A 16,145-nucleotide genomic window follows, 5' to 3' on the forward strand; every position below is an offset into this window, starting at 1 on the left:
GCCGAACAACCCACCAAGCACACGAACTACGGCCGCAGAACAAACTCGTCTGGACGGGCGGCCCCCACCGCAGAACCGCCTCTGGTCACGCGGCCCCGCCCAGCGGAACAACCCCTGGACACGCGGCCCCCACCGCGGAATCACCTACGGACACGCGGCCCCCGTCGCCCCCGTACATCCGAGGCGCGGATGGCCCCCCGCGTGGGACTCGCCCGCGCGGCGAACGGGCCCGCGATGATCAGCCGGCCGCGCGGTGCGCCGGGCCGAGCGGAGCCGCGCGCTACTACCTGCGGGACGAAGCACCCTCGGCACTGACACCGCAGAACCACCTCTGAACACGCGCCCCCGCCGCGGAAGCCACCCTTCTGGACACGCGGCCCGGGCCGGCAGAACAACCCCTGTTCGGACAGCGGAAAGCCCCCGCGTGAACCTGTCACGCGGGGGCTTGCCGGAGAACCTTGGCGACGTCCTAGGGCGTCGTCAGTTCTGGATCGGGGCGGCGATGGCTGCGGCCGAGTCGGGAACCTGCGAGGCGGTCTCGCCGTGGAAGACGAACTTGGCCTCGTCGCCTTCGCCCTCGATGGTCACCTTGACGACCTGGCCGGGCCGGAGCTCGCCGTACAGGATCTTCTCCGACAGAGAGTCCTCCAGCTCGCGCTGGATCGTGCGGCGCAGCGGCCGCGCGCCCATGACCGGGTCGTAGCCGCGGTCGGCGAGCAGCTGCTTGGCGTCAGGCGAGACCTCGAGCCCCATGTCGCGGTCCTTCAGGCGGGCGTCGACCTGGGCGAGCATCAGATCCACGATCTTGATGATCTCGGCCGGCGTCAGCTGGTGGAAGACCACGATGTCGTCGACACGGTTGAGGAACTCGGGCCGGAAGTGCTGCTTGAGCTCTTCCTGGACCTTGCCCTTCATCCGCTCGTAGTTGGACTCGGTGTCGTTGGACTTCGCGAACCCGACCCCGATGCCCTTGGAGATGTCGCGGGTGCCGAGGTTGGTCGTCATGATGATGACGGTGTTCTTGAAGTCGACCACGCGGCCCTGGGCGTCGGTCAGGCGACCGTCTTCCAGGATCTGCAGGAGCGAGTTGAAGATGTCGGGGTGGGCCTTCTCGATCTCGTCGAACAGGACCACGGAGAACGGCTTGCGCCGCACCTTCTCGGTGAGCTGACCGCCCTCCTCGTAGCCGACGTAGCCGGGAGGCGAGCCGAACAGCCGGGAGACGGTGTGCTTCTCCATGAACTCCGACATGTCGAGGCTGATCAGAGCGTCTTCGTCGCCGAAGAGGAACTCCGCCAGAGCCTTGGACAGCTCGGTCTTACCGACACCGGACGGACCCGCGAAGATGAACGAGCCACCGGGACGGCGCGGGTCCTTCAGACCGGCGCGGGTACGCCGGATGGACCGCGACAGGCCCTTGATGGCGTCGTCCTGGCCGATGATCCGCTTGTGGAGCTCGTCCTCCATGCGGAGCAGGCGCTGCGACTCCTCCTCGGTCAGCTTGAAGACCGGGATGCCGGTGGCGGTCGCCAGGACCTCGGCGATGAGCTCCTGAGTGACCTCGGCCACGACGTCCATGTCGCCGGCCTTCCACTCCTTCTCCCGCCGCTCGCGCTTGAGCTGGAGCTGCTTCTCCTGGTCGCGGAGGGCAGCCGCCTTCTCGAAGTCCTGCGCGTCGATCGCGGACTCCTTGTCGCGGCGGACGTTGGCGATCTTCTCGTCGTACTCGCGCAGGTCGGGCGGAGCGGTCATCCGGCGGATGCGCATCCGGGAACCGGCCTCATCGATGAGGTCGATCGCCTTGTCGGGCAGGTAGCGGTCGCTGATGTAGCGGTCGGCCAGCTGCGCGGCGGCGACCAGCGCGTCGTCGGTGATCGACACGCGGTGGTGCGCCTCGTAGCGGTCACGCAGACCCTTGAGGATTTCGATCGTGTGGCTGAGCGAGGGCTCGGCCACCTGGATCGGCTGGAAACGGCGCTCCAGCGCGGCGTCCTTCTCGAGGTACTTGCGGTACTCGTCGAGCGTGGTCGCGCCGATCGTCTGCAGCTCGCCGCGGGCCAGCATGGGCTTGAGGATGCTGGCGGCGTCGATCGCGCCCTCGGCGGCGCCCGCACCCACGAGCGTGTGCAGCTCGTCGATGAACAGGATGATGTCGCCGCGCGTGCGGATCTCCTTGAGGACCTTCTTCAGGCGCTCCTCGAAGTCACCGCGGTAGCGGGAACCGGCGACCAGCGCGCCGAGGTCAAGCGTGTAGAGCTGCTTGTCCTTCAGCGTCTCGGGCACCTCGCCCCTGACGATCTTCTGCGACAGGCCCTCGACGACGGCGGTCTTGCCGACGCCGGGCTCGCCGATGAGAACGGGGTTGTTCTTGGTCCTCCGGGAGAGGACCTGCATGACCCGCTCGATCTCCTTCTCACGGCCGATGACCGGATCCAGCTTGCCCTCACGGGCCGCCTGGGTCAGGTTGCGGCCGAACTGGTCGAGCACCAGGGACGTCGACGGGGCCGACTCCTGCGGGCCGCCCGCCGCGGCCGGCTCCTTGCCCTGGTAACCGTGGAGCAGCTGGATGACCTGCTGCCTGACACGGTTGAGATCAGCTCCAAGCTTGACCAGCACCTGGGCCGCCACACCTTCACCCTCACGGATGAGCCCGAGCAGGATGTGCTCGGTGCCGATGTAGTTGTGACCCAGCTGCAAAGCCTCACGGAGCGACAGCTCGAGGACCTTCTTGGCCCGCGGGGTGAACGGAATGTGCCCCGACGGAGCCGACTGGCCCTGGCCGATGATCTCCTCGACCTGCTGGCGCACACCCTCAAGGCTGATGCCGAGGCTCTCCAGAGCCTTGGCCGCCACGCCCTCACCTTCATGGATCAAACCAAGAAGAATGTGCTCAGTGCCGATGTAGTTGTGGTTGAGCATCCTGGCCTCTTCTTGGGCCAAGACGACAACACGCCTCGCTCGGTCGGTGAACCTCTCGAACATCTCGTCGCTCCTCACAGAGCGGTCAGTCAGGCCGGTAAATCCGGTCCCGTCCTCCCGCATGCTAGCCCTGGCTCGGCGAACCGTGCCCACTGCCGCTGACACGCTCTATAGCAGACACGTTCCCCGAGAGCAGGGCGTTCACCCTCCATCCAACTACTGTTCGGGGGTGACGTGTTCCCGATACGCCGCAAGCGAACGATGTTTAGGACACTTCGCGGAAGCGGCGATGAATTGCCACCCGCGGCGTACACAGATCCACACGGATCGTCCACCGGACGCCTGGCGCGTAGCCGACGTGGGGACGCCCGCCCCGCGCAACTCAGATGGTGCGCCCGTATCTGTTACGGAATCATCCTATGTCCGGTTGCAATGGTTGGCCAAGCGGTCACGTGTACGCCCTGAGCACAACAGATCACCGGCCGCTGATCGCGACTCCGCATTGCCGCACCCGTAGGGATCCCACAAAGGACCATCCGGTCAGCGTGGTTACCGAACTCGTCCGTATGATGAGACGCTTGTCCCCAGGGTCGCGACTTTCGCTACCGTCATGACGTCGGTGGCCGGCGGCCAAACACTTCCGCATTGCGGGCGATATCAGCCTCGCTCATACTCACCGCCGGTATTGTCCGGCATGCAGTGATCTTGCGCACACCGCGCCGGTCGAGCGCCGAGTGAAGCAGCAGCAGGGGTGGCCGCGCCGGTTTTCCGCGATGGCCCGTTCCAATGGCGCGGCACCCGCCTGCGTTGCGCCCGATGCCCTCGGCGGAGGCAAAGGGTGACCCGACAACCCCGCGTGTACGCGAATGCGGCGTGAAGACTCAGCGACATTCGGTGCACGGGGTGCAACCCATCGCATATGCGGGAGGGAAACGCGGCCCAAACACGTGGCGCACGCCCAAAGACCCGCATATAGGGGTCAGGAGATCGTCATCCTTGGCGCTCGCTATCCGAACGCCAAGGAAAGATCATGCGCTTATGGCGGTCGCCGGGGTCCGAGGCGAGCATCATAAGCGCACGGTCAGCCGACCGGCTCCTTCAGTGAGCGGCTTCGTACTTCTCCACGATCGTGGAGGCGATGCGGCCGCGCTCGCTGACCTGCAGACCGTGAGCCTTGGCCCACTGCCTGATCTCCGAGCTCTTCTCGCGGGTCATCGCACGACTCCCGCCCCTGCCACGACGACGCGTGGGAACGGTGCCCGCCCTGCGCGCGTGTTGCACGAAAGGCGTGAGCGCGTCCCTCAGCTTCTTCGCGTTTAGATCGCTGAGGTCAATCTCATAGGAGGAGCCGTCAATAGCGAAGCTGACGGTCTCATTGGCCTCGCCCCCATCGAGGTCATCGATGAGAATCTCCTGGATCTGCTTGGCCATCTACGCAATCCTTTCGCGGAGCATTGTTTCATTCGCCTGCCCAAACATATACCCGAAAAGGCGATGAGACAATTCAGCGCTACCGAATCGCTGACTGACGGATCAGTTCTGGGCCTCGGGCCGATCCTCGCGGTTTCGCCGGGCCGGGCTGCCCTCGGAGCGGACCAACTTCCACACGGCAAAGATGAAGGCACCACCCACGACCAGCGGCGGGATGAGCGCAGACAATACGTCTGTTAGGGCTTCCATTCGACCTCGGCCTCCACGGCTAGCGGGGTTTCTGGGCGCTTAAAGCGCCGTCGGCGCGATCACGAGAGCGACTCCCCCGTGACATGCGGGCGGCGACCACCCGCACCCGACCATAGCGGCACAACACTTGCCCTGCGCGTGCAGGGGGGCCGACATCCGGCAACCCGGACGCCCCATAGCTTAATGCCAGTCTCTCCAGGCTTCTTACCGGATCAAGCGAAAATTTTGCGAAAAGGCATCCGCGCAGGTGCGGAAGCCCTCACCGAAGATCTTTCACGGCGCGCGTTCCGGCCAGCCGGTCGTGCGGTCCCCGCTCCAGCGGCTTGTCGATCAAGATGAGCAACCCCAACCCGAACAGCAGCATTCCCGCCGCCAGATTGACGACTGGAATGCCCATCAGCATGAGCGGAGCCGGATAGACGGTCGCCCGTTTGAGCAGCGCCCGGGCCGGAAGTCGCCGAGGCTCCAGGCGAATCCGCATGATCGCCTTACCGAAGGTCCGTCCGTACCGGGAATGCGCCCACCAGTCGTAGCCGGCATAAGCCGCCCCCGCCGCGGACCATGAGAACACACCGGGGAGTCTCCCGCCGAACATCTCCAACATCCCTACAGTCCGGAAGATGCCCCATAGCGCGATGAACAGAATGTAATAGAAGACCCCGAAGACGAGCGCTTCAATGAGTCGGGCGGCCAGGCGTTCCCACCATTCCGCGGGGACGGGCCCGGGCGGCGGCGTGCGGGCCATAACTCCCACCTCGCGTCGTCGGTGGCGTGGATCTCCCCATTCTGGTACGTCCGTCCGGACAAAACATAGGGGCCGGCACGAAGCCGGCCCCTATGTGTTTCGCTCTGGACGCGCGTGACTACTTGATCTTCACCACGACAGTCTTGCCGAACTTGTCGCCGAACGTCTGCTGCAGCGGCTTGTCCCACAACAGGGAAAGCCCGTTCAGGCCGACGATCGCCGCGACGGCGAGCTGACCCAGGACCGGGATCCCGTAGAGGATGTAGCTGCCCCAGATGGAGGCCCGCTTGAGCGCGGCGTCCATGGGCAGCCCACCGGGCGACATCTGCTGGCCGACCTGCACCACCTTGATCCCCATGACCATCTTGCCGAGCGTCTGGCCCCTCATCTTGTGCATGAGGGTGTCGTAGCCGGCGTAGAGGACGGCGATGACGATCCCGAAGATGACGTTCACGGCGAACGAGCTCGCTACTCCACTGGAGATTCCGGTGGTCGAGTCGTAAGTGGCGAGCAGGATGGCGCCGAGAACAAGCGAGACCACGAACATCACGACACCGAACAGCACGCCGTCGACGATGCGGGCGACCAGGCGCTGCCACCACTCCGCCAGCGGCGCCGGGGCCCCGGGGGGCTGCACACCCACCGGGCCGTAGCCGGGCTGGCCGTAGGGGGTCTGGCCGTACGGAGGCGCTCCGTAGGGTGCCTGCTGCGGCTGGCCGTAGCCCTGCGCGTACTGCTGCTGGTCGTAACCCTGCTGGTAGCCGGGCTGGGCGTAGTCGGGCTGCGACTGCGCCTGCTGACCGTAGCCCTGCTGGAACTGCGGCTGGCCGTAGCCCTGCTGACCGTAGTCCTGCGAGGGGGCCTGCTGGCCGTAGCCCTGGCCGTAGTCCTGGGAGGGGGGCTGCTGACCGTAGCCCTGCTGACCGTAGTCGGGGGCGGACTGCGGCTGCTGGCCGTAGCTCACCTGGTTGTAGTCGGACTGCGGCTGCTGGCCGTAGCCCTGGCCATAACCCGGCTGAGACTGCGGCTGCTGGTCGTACCCGGGCTGAGACTGCGGCTGCTGACCGTACTGGGGCTGCTGGCCGTAGCCGGGCTGCGACTGCGGCTGCTGGCCGTAAGGCTGCTGCTGACCGTAGTCGGGCTGGCCGTAGCCCTGCTGACCGTAGCCCGGCTGGGACTGCGACTGCTGGCCGTAAGGCTGCTGCTGACCGTACTGAGGCTGCTGGCCGTAGTCGGGCTGACCGGGCTGGCCGTACTGGGGCTGCTGGCCGTAGTCGGGCTGACCCGGCTGACCGTACTGGGGCTGCTGGCCGTAGTCGGGCTGACCGTACTGCTGCTGGCCGTAGCCCTGCTGCTGGCCGTACTGCTGCTGCTGGCCGTAGGGGGGCTGGCCCTGCTGGGGCTGGCCGTGGCCCTGTTGTCCGTACGGGGGTTGCTGCCCGTAGGCATCGTCCACCCGGTAGCCGATCACCGTGGCGTCCGGGTCGGGCTCGCCGGGGTGGCGGCCCGCGTTCTGCGGCCCATAGGGGTTGGGCACAGAATTGTCGCCGGAATCGTCCTGCGGATACGGCGGCTGTCCGGTGCTCACCGTGTCACCTCGCTTCAAGTGCGCATGTGGCACGTGTCAGGACACATGCCTGTGCTGCCCAAAGTATCGACATAGGTATCAACAATCACCTTTCCATGCGGTCAGGGTCGCCGTCATCCGATGTCAGATGCAGCAGCATGCGGGTGTTGCCCAGGGTGTTGGGTTTCACATGTTCCAGGTCGAGGAACTCCGCCACACCCTCGTCGTACGAGGCCAGGAGTTCGGCGTACACCTCGGGCGAGACCGGCGTGCCCTGGATCGGGCGAAAGCCGTGCCGGGTGAAGAACTCCACCTCAAAAGTCAGACAGAATACACGTCGCAGCCCCAGATCCTTCGCCTGCTGGATCAGTGCCGCGACGACGCGATGCCCGATGCCCAGGCCGCGGCACTCGGGCGCCACCGCGACCGTGCGCACTTCGGCGAGGTCCTCCCACAGCACGTGGAGCGCGCCGCAGCCGACGACCTGCCCGCCTCGCTCGGCCACCCAGAACTCCTGTACGTCCTCGTACAGCGTCACCGTGGCCTTCTCCAGGAGCCGCGGCCCCGCGCCCGCGTAGGTGTCGACGAGCCGCCTGATCGTCCGCACGTCGGGGATGCGCGCACGCCGGACCACCACAGCGGTCTCGGAAATCGTCGGTTCGGCCACCTGCTCCATGGCTCCCCAGCGTACAGATGTCATTACGGCTCAGCCTTAACTCTCACGTCTTGGCCTATCTCGTTACATCCCGTTGTCAGGCGGACACGCATGCGAACCTTCCACCAGGGCCGCGAAATCACCACAAAAGTGATAAAAAACCTCTTGGGCACAGGAGTGTACGAGTTCCTCTCGTGACACTCCCGTCGTGAAAGCGCTACAGACTCGGCAGTTCCGGTTGAGCAGGAACCGGCGGTGCACTAGTGTCCAGCGACGATGTTCCCCGTGTGTCCCCACACACGGGCGACACGCCCAATCCCCGCGAGGGGAGCCGGGGAACCGCAGGTGGCCTCCCCCCAACGGCCACCCAACAGGGTCGACCCGACGACGTCGGCAGGGCTGCTCCGGCCCGGACCCGTCAGCTGACCCGGTAGGCGCCTACGAGAGGAGCTTGGTTGGTGATGCGCATGCGCGGCCATCGCGGGGCGGGCAGGCACGCACGCACCCGCCGGTCCGGGCTGCTGGGTGTGGTGAGTCTCACAGTGGCCGCCACGCTGCTCGCCGCCCCCGTCGGTTCCGCATCCGCCGACCCCAAGCCCTCCCTTCAGGACCTGGCCAAGCAGGTCGAGAAGATGCACAACGACATCGAGACGCTGAGCGAGCAGTACAACGGTCAGCGCGAGAAGCTCAAGACCGCGAAGAAGGCCGCCGACGCGGCGCAGAAGACGCTGTCCACGAGCGAGTCGGACCTCGCCGCCAAGCGGGCCAAGGCCGCCGCCCTCGCCCAGAACGCCTACATCACGGGTGGTTTCAGCAAGGCCCTCGCCTTCACGGCGTCCAGGAACCCCGAGGACTTCCTCAACCGCGCGGCCACGACCTTCGCACTGGAGCAGCAGCAGGGCCAGGAGGTCGTCCAGCTCGCCAAGGCCATGGACGCGGCCAAGCGCGCGCGAGCCGGCGCCAAGTCGCGCATCGACGAGGTCCAGACCATCGTCTCCGACCTCGACGCGAAGCGCGACAAGATCACCAAGCTGGTCACCAAGGTCGAGAGCAACCTGTTCCGGCGGGCGCTCGGCGAGGCGGGCCAGCCGGGCACCCGGGCCACCCGGGTCAACCTGCCGGTCCCCGGCGACGGCAAGGCGGCCGCGGCCGTGCGCTGGGCGCTGTCGCAGCAGCTCAAGCCGTACGTGTGGGGTGCCGCCGGGCCCAGCTCGTACGACTGCTCCGGCCTGGTGATGGCGGCGTACCGGCAGGTGGGCATCTCGCTCCCGCACTACACGGGAAGCCAGTGGACGGCGGGCACCCACATCGACCGTTCCGACCTGCGTCCCGGCGACCTGGTCTTCTTCTACAACGACCTGCACCACGTCGGGCTCTACCTCGGCGGCGGCATGATGATCCACGCGCCGCGCACCGGTGACGTCGTCCGGATCGCCTCGATCGCGAACCGCCCGTTCGCGGGCGCCGTGCGCGTCGCCGACTGAGGTCAGATCAGCTGACGGCGGGCCGCCCAGGCCACGGCCTCGATCGCCGTGGCCACCCCGATGCGGTCGCAGATGACCCGTAGTCGTCGGCGTACGGTCCGGCCGCTGATGTCGAGGCGCCTGCCCACCCGGTCGACCGTGACTCCCTTGGCAAGCTCGGCCAGCAGAGCGAGGTCCGCGTCGCTCAGCTCGACGCCTTCCGTGAGCACATCCACAGGGAGCCCTCCCCCAAACAGTCCTCTCGACCGGGCCAAGGTCACTCTCGCAGAAGGTAAACGCATCGAGGAAAGGTCGTCAAGCATAACAATCACCGCACTTGACGAGTGGTATTGACATGATCCGATATATGTGACGTACTCGCGATATGTCGGCACAGCTTGGCCCGCGATGAACGGTGACGACGCCACTTCCGCCACCCCGGCCACCAGCGCCGCGGACGTCCTGGGTTTCGATCCGTTCGACCCGGAATTTCGGCGCGATCCCTATGTCCGTTATCGGGAGATGAGCGACCAGGGCGCACTTTTCCGTACGCCCGGCGGCCTGTTCGTCGCAACCACGTACGAACTGTGCGCGGCGCTCCTGCGCGACCCCAGGTTCGGCCGGGGCGGCGGCCCGGTGAACGGCAGAGCCGCAGGTGAACCCGTGCAGTCGTTCCTGTGGATGGACCCGCCCGACCACACCAGGCTGCGTGGCCTCGTCAGCCGCGCCTTCACCCCTCGCATGCTGGAACGCCTCCGCCCGCGCGTCGAGGCGCTCACCGCGGAACTGGTGGATGCCCTGCCCGAGGAGGCCGACCTCGTGTCAGGGCTCGCCTATCCGCTGCCCGTGATGGTGATCAGCGAGATGCTCGGGGTTCCGGCGGAGGACTACACCCGCTTCCGCGACTGGAGCGAGAGCCTCGCCCGGGGGCTTGACCCGATCTTGACTGACGACCTTGCGGCGGAAAGCGGTCGGGCCGGAATGGAGTTTCGTGCCTACTTCAGTGAGCTCATCGCGATCCGGCGCGCCGACCCGGGCGACGACCTCCTGAGCGCTCTGACGCAGGTCAGCGAACTGACCGAGGGTGAGCTGCTCGCCACGTGCGTGCTGCTGCTCGTCGCCGGGCACGAGACGACCGTCAACCTCATCGCCAACGGCGTCCTCAACCTGACCCGTCACGGCCTGCTCAAGCACGCCGCCGTACGACCCAAGCAGGTGGTCGAGGAGGTCCTGAGGTACGACCCGCCGGTGCAGCTCACCTCCCGCCAGGCGCTCGTGGACGTGGAGCTGGGCGGCGTCGCCGTGCCCAAGGGCGCGAAGGTGATGGCGCTGATAGGCGCGGCCAACCGCGACCCGGCGGTCTTCTCCGACCCGGACCGCTTCGACGTCACCCGCGAGCCCGGCCGTCATCTGGCCTTCGGGCTCGGCATCCACTTCTGCCTCGGCGCGACGCTGGCCCGGATGGAGGGCGAGATCGCCCTGTCGGCACTGGCCGCGGCCGCGCCCGGCCTCGCGCTCGTCGACGAGCACCCGCCGTACAAGGGGAACCTGGTGCTGCGCGGCCTCGCCGAACTGCGCGTGCGGCGAGGCCGCGGCTGAGCCTCAGTGGGTGGGCTTGACCAGCGGGAACAGGATGGTGTCGCGGATGTTCTTGCCGGTGAAGGCCATGATCATCCGGTCGATGCCGGCGCCCATGCCACCCGTGGGCGGCATCGCGTACTCGAGTGCCTGCAGGAAGTCCTCGTCGAGCTGCATCGCCTCGAGGTCGCCACCCGCGGCGAGGAGCGACTGCTCGGTCAGGCGGCGGCGCTGCTCGATCGGGTCGACCAGCTCGGAGTAGGCGGTGCCGAGCTCGGTGCCGAAGCCGATGAGGTCCCACTTCTCCGTGAGCAGCGGGTTGTCGCGGTGCTGACGGGTCAGCGGCGAAGTCTCGAGCGGGTAGTCCATGACGAAGGTGGGCTGCACGAGCGTGTGCTCGACGAGCGCCTCGAACAGCTCCTGGACGAGCTTGCCGGCGCCCCACTTCGGGTCCCAGTGGATCTCGCGCTGGTCGGCCAGCTTGCGCAGCTCTTCGAGAGAGGTGGCGGTCGTGATCTCTTCGCCGACGGCCTCCGACACCGCGCCGTAGAGCGTGATACGCGGCCACTCGGAGATGCCGAGGTCGACCTCGACGCCGTCGTGGACGACGACCGTGGTGCCCAGGGCGGCCACGACGGCCTTCTGGTACATCCGCTGGGTCAGGTCGGCCATGTCGTTGTAGTCGAGGTAGGTGCCGTACGCCTCGAGCATGGTGAACTCGGGGTTGTGCGTCGAGTCGGCGCCCTCGTTGCGGAAGTTGCGGTTGATCTCGAAGACCTTCTCGATGCCGCCCACGACGAGCCGCTTGAGGTAGAGCTCGATCGCGATGCGAAGGTAGAGATCCATGTCGTAGGCGTTGATGTGGGTCTTGAACGGCCTGGCCGAGGCGCCGCCGTGGATCGGCTGCAGCATCGGCGTCTCGACCTCGAGGTAACCCTCCTCGTGCCAGAAGTCGCGTACGGCGCGCACGGTGTCGCTGCGCAGCCGGGCCATCTTCCTGGCCTCGTCGTTGACGATGAGGTCGACGTAGCGCTGGCGTACCCGCGCCTCGGGATCGGTGAGCCCGACGTGCTTCTCGGGCAGCGGGCGCAGGCACTTGGCGGTGATCTGCCAGCTGTCGGCAAGGATCGACAGCTCGCCGCGCCGCGAGGTGATGACCTCGCCGGTGATGCCCACGTGGTCGCCCAGGTCGACGTCGCGCTTCCAGGCGGCCAGGGACTCCTCGCCGACCTTGTCGAGCGAGATCATGACCTGCAGGTCACCACTGCCGTCGCGGAGGGTGGCGAAGCAGAGCTTGCCGCCCACGCGGTTGAGCATGACGCGCCCGGCCACGCCCACCGTGTCGCCGGTGGTGGTGTCGGGCTCCAGGCCCTGGTATTTCTCCCTGACCTCCGCGTTCGTCGCGGTACGTGGGAAGTTCACCGGGTAAGGGTCGACGCCCTCGTGGCGAAGGCGGTCGAGCTTCTCCCTCCGGATGCGCATCTGCTCGGGAAGTTCGTCGCTCACAACATCAAAGGGTAGGGGATACGGCGAACTGCAAGGACTCGCCGGTTGACTGCATGAAACCTGCAGGATCGCCGCAAGCGGCGTCATTTACCAATGTCCCAGGAGCTCAGGGGGGAGCCGGTACGGAGCCGGCCCAGGGAGCTCAAGGGAGAGATCATGTTCAAGAAGATCGCGACCGGCTTAGTCGCCATCGCCGCCACCAGCGCCGTCGCCCTGTCGTTCCCGGCCGCCGCCAGCGCTTCCGGGTACGCGGACTCCTGGGGGCCCGTCCACTCCAAGAACCACCTCGCCATGGCCAAGGGCGTCGTCGGCGTCGACTGGGACCACGACTCCAACGAGGTCCGCGTCAACGGCAGGCTCTACGACCTCGACCGGCGTACGTACAGCCAGGGCGGCAAGTGCGCGTACGTGAAGTTCGAGGCGAGCGACTTCGACCACGACTGGTCGCCCGTCTACAACAGGAAATACTGCGGCTTCCCCCGCTACCAGTCGTTCCGCTTCGTCGAGCACGACGTCAGCAGCGTGCGGGTGAAGGTCTGCCAGATCAACCAGCACGGCACGTTCCCGGTGAAGTGCGGCCAGTGGCGCTACATCTACACGGCCGAGAACGAGTAGCCCGTACGTGAGAGCGGCCCTGCCGAGCGGGCCGCTCTCCCGCTTCGGGTCAGACGGCGTTGCGGTGGTAGATCAGCCGCAGGCCGATGAGCGTCAGCCACGGCTCGTGCACGTCGATCGAGCGGGACTCGCCCACGACGAGTCCGGCGTGGCCGCCGGTGGCCACCACGGTCACCTCGTCGGGGTCGTCGGCGAGCTCGGCGGTCATGCGCTCGACGATGCCGTCGACCTGGCCCGCGAAGCCGTAGATGATGCCGGCCTGCAGCGCCTCGACGGTGTTCTTGGCGATCACCGAGCGCGGCCTGACGAGCTCGACCTTGTGCAGCTGCGCGCCGGCCGCGGCGAGGGCGTCCACGGAGATCTCGATGCCGGGGGCGGTGACCGCGCCGACGTACTCGCCCTTGGCCGACACCGCGTCGAACGAGGTGGCCGTGCCGAAGTCGACGATGATGCACGGGCCGCCGTACTGGTCGATGGCGGCCAGCGCGTTCACGATGCGGTCGCTCCCGACCTCTTTGGGGTTGTCCATGCGGACGGGCACCCCGGTGCGGATGCCCGGCTCGACGATCACCGCCGGCACGTCGCCGTAGTAGCGGCGGCACATCTCACGCATCTCGTTGAGCACGCTCGGCACGGTGGAGCAAATGGCGATGCCGTGGATGTCGGCGCCCTTGAGCAGCGGCGACTGCGCCAGCAACCCCTGCAGGACGACCGCGATCTCGTCGGCGGTACGGCGGGCGTCGGTGGCCAGCCGCCAGTGCTCGATGACCTCTTCGCCCTCGAAAAGACCGAGCACCGTGTGCGTATTGCCGACGTCGATCGTGAGCAGCATCCATTACCCCCGCAGATCAAGCGCGATGTCAAGGGCCGGCGCTGAATGCGTCAGCGCTCCCACCGCAAGGTAGTCGACGCCAGTTTCCGCCACATCACGGGCTGATTCCAAGGTCAATCCCCCACTTGCCTCAAGCGCAACCCTGTTTACCTGGCGCTTTTTCACGATATTCACTGCTCGGGCTGTGGCCTCGACCGTGAAGTTGTCGAGCAGCACCAGCTCGGCGCCCTCGTCCAGCACAGGTTCGAGCTGGTCGAGCCGGTCGATCTCGACCTCGATAGGCAGGTCCGGGTAGCGCTCCCTGACCAGCCTGAACGCCTCCGCCACGCCTCCCGCGGCCACGACGTGGTTGTCCTTGATGAGCGCGGCGTCGGACAGCGACATCCGGTGGTTGACGCCGCCGCCGCAGCGCACGGCGTACTTCTCCAGGGCGCGCAGACCGGGCAGGGTCTTGCGGCTGTCACGGACACGGGCGCCGGTGCCGCTGACCGCCTCGACCCACCTGCCGGTCAGCGTGGCCACCCCGGACAGGTGCGTGAGCAGGTTGAGCGCCGTGCGCTCGGCCGTCAGCAGGCCACGGACCGGGCCCTCCACGGTCATGAGCACATCGCCCGCCCGGACGCGCTCGCCGTCCTTGACCCCGCGTTCGGCGCGGGCGGCCCCCAGCCGGACGAACACCGCCTCGGCCACCGCCAGCCCGGCCACGACGCCGTCCTTGCGGGCCACCACGTCGGCGACCGCCCGCTGCCCGGCGGGAATGGTGGCCAGGCTGGTGACGTCGCCCTCCTCCTGGAGGTCCTCGGCCAGCGCCCGGTCGATCAGCGCGTCCACCTCGGACGGGTCGAGCCCGGCCGAGGTCAGCTCCTGCGCGAGCCGCTCCGGCATCGCGTCCCCGTGCGGCACGTACGTCATGCGAAGCCCTTCCTCACTCAGGGTCACGTCCAGGTGGCCCAGCCATTCGTCGTCGTCGCGGTTCGCGTGGTCCTCGCGCCAGTGCGAGCCGCGGGTCTCCAGCCGCGCCGCCGCCACGCCGGTCAGCACGGTGGCGACCGTGATCAGGTTCGTCGCCTCCCACGACTCCGTGCACGGCGGCACGGCGACCGGCGTCCAGCGGGCGTCGCGCAGGGCCCGTGCGGTGGAGTGCAGCGACGCGCGGCTGCGCAGCACGCCCGCCCCTGCGCTCATGTGACCCTGGACCCGGAGCCTGGTGCGCGGGTCCACCAGCCCGGACGCGGCCTCACCCGTGACGGGTTCGCCCGGCTCCGGCCGGGTGGCGTGGATGTCCTCGGCGATGCGCTCGGCGAACACCAGCCCTTCCAGCAGGGAGTTGGAGGCCAGCCGGTTGGCGCCGTGCACGCCCGTGCACGCCACCTCGCCGCACGCGTACAGCCCTTCGATGGAGGTACGGCCCCGCAGGTCCGTACGGACGCCGCCGCTCGCGTAGTGGGCGGCGGGCGCCACGGGGACGAGGTCGGTGGCCGGGTCGATCCCGTGGTCGCGGCAGACGGCGTAGATGGTCGGGAAGCGCGACTCCCACTTCTCGCGGCCGAAGTGGCGGCCGTCGAGGTACACGTGGTCGCGGCCGGCCTCCCGCATCGTGCGCGTGATGGCCTTGGCCACGACGTCGCGCGGCGCGAGGTCGGCCAGCTCGTGGACGCCCGCCATGAACCGCCGGTTCTCGTGGTCGACGAGGAAGGCGCCCTCGCCCCTGACCGCCTCCGAGATCAGCGGCTGCTGGCCCGTCGAACCTTCCCCGAGCCAGAGCACGGTCGGGTGGAACTGGACGAACTCCAGGTCGCGCACCACCGCGCCGGCGCGCAGCGCGAGCGCCACGCCGTCGCCCGTCGAGACGGCTGGGTTGGTGGTGGCCGCGTAGACCTGTCCCATGCCGCCGGTGGCCAGCACCACCGCCCTGGCGTGCACCGCCCCGACGCCGTCGCGCGCGCCCTCGCCCATCACGTGCAGGGTGATGCCCCTCGCCCGGCCGCGGGCGTCCTTCAGCAGGTCGAGTACGAGGGCGTGCTCGATCACCTCGATGGAGGCGGCGCGTACGGCCTCGGCGAGCGCGCGCTGCACCTCGGCTCCCGTGGCGTCGCCACCGGCGTGCACGATCCTGCGCCGCCGGTGGCCGCCCTCGCGCGTGAGCTGGAGCTCGCCGTCCGCGGTGCGGTCGAAGCGGGCGCCGCGGGCGATGAGCCTCCGCACCGCGCCGGGGCCCTCGGTCACCAGCGTGCGTACGGCGCCGACGTCGCAGAGCCCGACCCCGGCGAGCAGCGTGTCGCTCAGGTGCTCCTCCGGCGTGTCGCGCGGGTCGAGCACGGCCGCGATGCCGCCCTGGGCCCAGCGCGTGGAGCCGGACGACAGCTCGTCCTTGGTGACGACCAGGATCCTGGCCGCCGGGTCGAGCTCGGCGTGCCGCAGGGCGACGGTCAGGCCCGCGATGCCGGAGCCCACCACGACCACGTCGGCCTCGACGGTCCAGCCCGGGTCGGGGGCGGTCAGCCGCATGGGGATCGCCGGTGCGCTCATTGGGGGTCTCCTCACTGACGGCGATTTCGTCAATATGACGATAACGCGCGAGGAGC

The 16,145-nt window shown here is 68.0% G+C and carries 12 protein-coding genes and 1 riboswitch; of the genes, 3 read left to right on the top strand and 9 right to left on the bottom strand.

The genetic code is table 11. The annotated features are described in order from the left end of the window. Positions 1 to 480 precede the first annotated feature (480 nt). The 5 genes from BLR04_RS18650 to BLR04_RS18670 form a co-directional block, all read right to left on the bottom strand. Positions 481 to 2,982, bottom strand: coding sequence for an ATP-dependent Clp protease ATP-binding subunit (locus BLR04_RS18650; RefSeq protein WP_090766515.1), 2,502 nt, complete (start codon positions 2,980 to 2,982; stop codon positions 481 to 483). Between the two features lie 1,035 nt (positions 2,983 to 4,017). Then, positions 4,018 to 4,350 (bottom strand): histone-like nucleoid-structuring protein Lsr2, encoded by a 333-nt coding sequence (locus BLR04_RS18655; RefSeq protein WP_090766518.1) that lies wholly within the window; start codon positions 4,348 to 4,350, stop codon positions 4,018 to 4,020. Positions 4,351 to 4,858: 508 nt separating this feature from the next. Next, positions 4,859 to 5,344 (bottom strand): RDD family protein, encoded by a 486-nt coding sequence (locus tag BLR04_RS18660; protein ID WP_090766521.1) that lies wholly within the window; start codon positions 5,342 to 5,344, stop codon positions 4,859 to 4,861. A 118-nt stretch (positions 5,345 to 5,462) separates the two neighbouring features. Further along, positions 5,463 to 6,932 (bottom strand): RDD family protein, encoded by a 1,470-nt coding sequence (locus tag BLR04_RS18665; RefSeq protein ID WP_143022095.1) that lies wholly within the window; start codon positions 6,930 to 6,932, stop codon positions 5,463 to 5,465. Positions 6,933 to 7,017: 85 nt separating this feature from the next. Continuing rightward, positions 7,018 to 7,587, bottom strand: a complete 570-nt coding sequence (locus tag BLR04_RS18670) for an amino-acid N-acetyltransferase (RefSeq protein WP_090766526.1) — start codon at positions 7,585 to 7,587, stop codon at positions 7,018 to 7,020. A 278-nt stretch (positions 7,588 to 7,865) separates the two neighbouring features. After that, a riboswitch (cyclic di-AMP (ydaO/yuaA leader) is annotated at positions 7,866 to 8,018 on the top strand. Positions 8,019 to 8,033: 15 nt separating this feature from the next. Between BLR04_RS18670 and BLR04_RS42380 the strand changes: the two genes are divergently transcribed. Beyond that, entirely contained in the window at positions 8,034 to 9,050 is a 1,017-nt protein-coding gene (locus BLR04_RS42380) for a C40 family peptidase (protein ID WP_090766722.1), read from the top strand. A gap of 2 nt (positions 9,051 to 9,052) precedes the next feature. Here BLR04_RS42380 and BLR04_RS18680 read toward each other — a convergent pair whose 3' ends face one another. Next, entirely contained in the window at positions 9,053 to 9,265 is a 213-nt protein-coding gene (locus BLR04_RS18680; protein ID WP_090766528.1) for a LuxR C-terminal-related transcriptional regulator, read from the bottom strand. A gap of 172 nt (positions 9,266 to 9,437) precedes the next feature. Between BLR04_RS18680 and BLR04_RS18685 the strand changes: the two genes are divergently transcribed. After that, a complete protein-coding gene (locus BLR04_RS18685) occupies positions 9,438 to 10,628 on the top strand; it encodes a cytochrome P450 (RefSeq protein WP_176903163.1) in 1,191 nt (396 codons plus the stop codon). Between the two features lie 3 nt (positions 10,629 to 10,631). On the opposite strand, the gene lysX is transcribed toward BLR04_RS18685, so the two are convergent. Continuing rightward, the gene (lysX, locus tag BLR04_RS18690; protein ID WP_090766531.1) at positions 10,632 to 12,113 is read right to left on the bottom strand and encodes a bifunctional lysylphosphatidylglycerol synthetase/lysine--tRNA ligase LysX; all 1,482 of its coding nucleotides are present in this window, start codon (positions 12,111 to 12,113) and stop codon (positions 10,632 to 10,634) included. Positions 12,114 to 12,269: 156 nt separating this feature from the next. On the opposite strand from lysX, the gene BLR04_RS18695 reads away from it, so the two are divergent. Beyond that, positions 12,270 to 12,728, top strand: a complete 459-nt coding sequence (locus tag BLR04_RS18695) for a hypothetical protein (RefSeq protein WP_143022096.1) — start codon at positions 12,270 to 12,272, stop codon at positions 12,726 to 12,728. A 49-nt stretch (positions 12,729 to 12,777) separates the two neighbouring features. On the opposite strand, the gene BLR04_RS18700 is transcribed toward BLR04_RS18695, so the two are convergent. Both BLR04_RS18700 and BLR04_RS18705 read right to left on the bottom strand, forming a co-directional pair. Next, a complete protein-coding gene (locus BLR04_RS18700; protein ID WP_090766537.1) occupies positions 12,778 to 13,560 on the bottom strand; it encodes a type III pantothenate kinase in 783 nt (260 codons plus the stop codon). A gap of 3 nt (positions 13,561 to 13,563) precedes the next feature. Continuing rightward, the gene (locus BLR04_RS18705; protein WP_090766539.1) at positions 13,564 to 16,089 is read right to left on the bottom strand and encodes an L-aspartate oxidase; all 2,526 of its coding nucleotides are present in this window, start codon (positions 16,087 to 16,089) and stop codon (positions 13,564 to 13,566) included. Between the last annotated feature and the right edge of the window lie 56 nt (positions 16,090 to 16,145).

The sequence above is a fragment of the Nonomuraea maritima genome (assembly GCF_900100395.1).
Taxonomy (GTDB): domain Bacteria; phylum Actinomycetota; class Actinomycetes; order Streptosporangiales; family Streptosporangiaceae; genus Nonomuraea; species Nonomuraea maritima.

Bases quoted from the DNA above. Each gene is read 5' to 3' on its own strand.
- BLR04_RS18650 (WP_090766515.1), bottom strand. From the start codon at position 2,982: ATGTTCGAGAGGTTCACCGACCGAGCGAGGCGTGTTGTCGTCTTGGCC.
- BLR04_RS18655 (WP_090766518.1), bottom strand. From the start codon at position 4,350: ATGGCCAAGCAGATCCAGGAGATTCTCATCGATGACCTCGATGGGGGC.
- BLR04_RS18685 (WP_176903163.1), top strand. From the start codon at position 9,438: ATGAACGGTGACGACGCCACTTCCGCCACCCCGGCCACCAGCGCCGCG.
- BLR04_RS18700 (WP_090766537.1), bottom strand. From the start codon at position 13,560: ATGCTGCTCACGATCGACGTCGGCAATACGCACACGGTGCTCGGTCTT.
- BLR04_RS18705 (WP_090766539.1), bottom strand. From the start codon at position 16,089: ATGAGCGCACCGGCGATCCCCATGCGGCTGACCGCCCCCGACCCGGGC.
- BLR04_RS18695 (WP_143022096.1), top strand. From the start codon at position 12,270: ATGTTCAAGAAGATCGCGACCGGCTTAGTCGCCATCGCCGCCACCAGC.
- BLR04_RS18670 (WP_090766526.1), bottom strand. From the start codon at position 7,587: ATGGAGCAGGTGGCCGAACCGACGATTTCCGAGACCGCTGTGGTGGTC.
- BLR04_RS42380 (WP_090766722.1), top strand. From the start codon at position 8,034: ATGCGCGGCCATCGCGGGGCGGGCAGGCACGCACGCACCCGCCGGTCC.
- BLR04_RS18660 (WP_090766521.1), bottom strand. From the start codon at position 5,344: ATGGCCCGCACGCCGCCGCCCGGGCCCGTCCCCGCGGAATGGTGGGAA.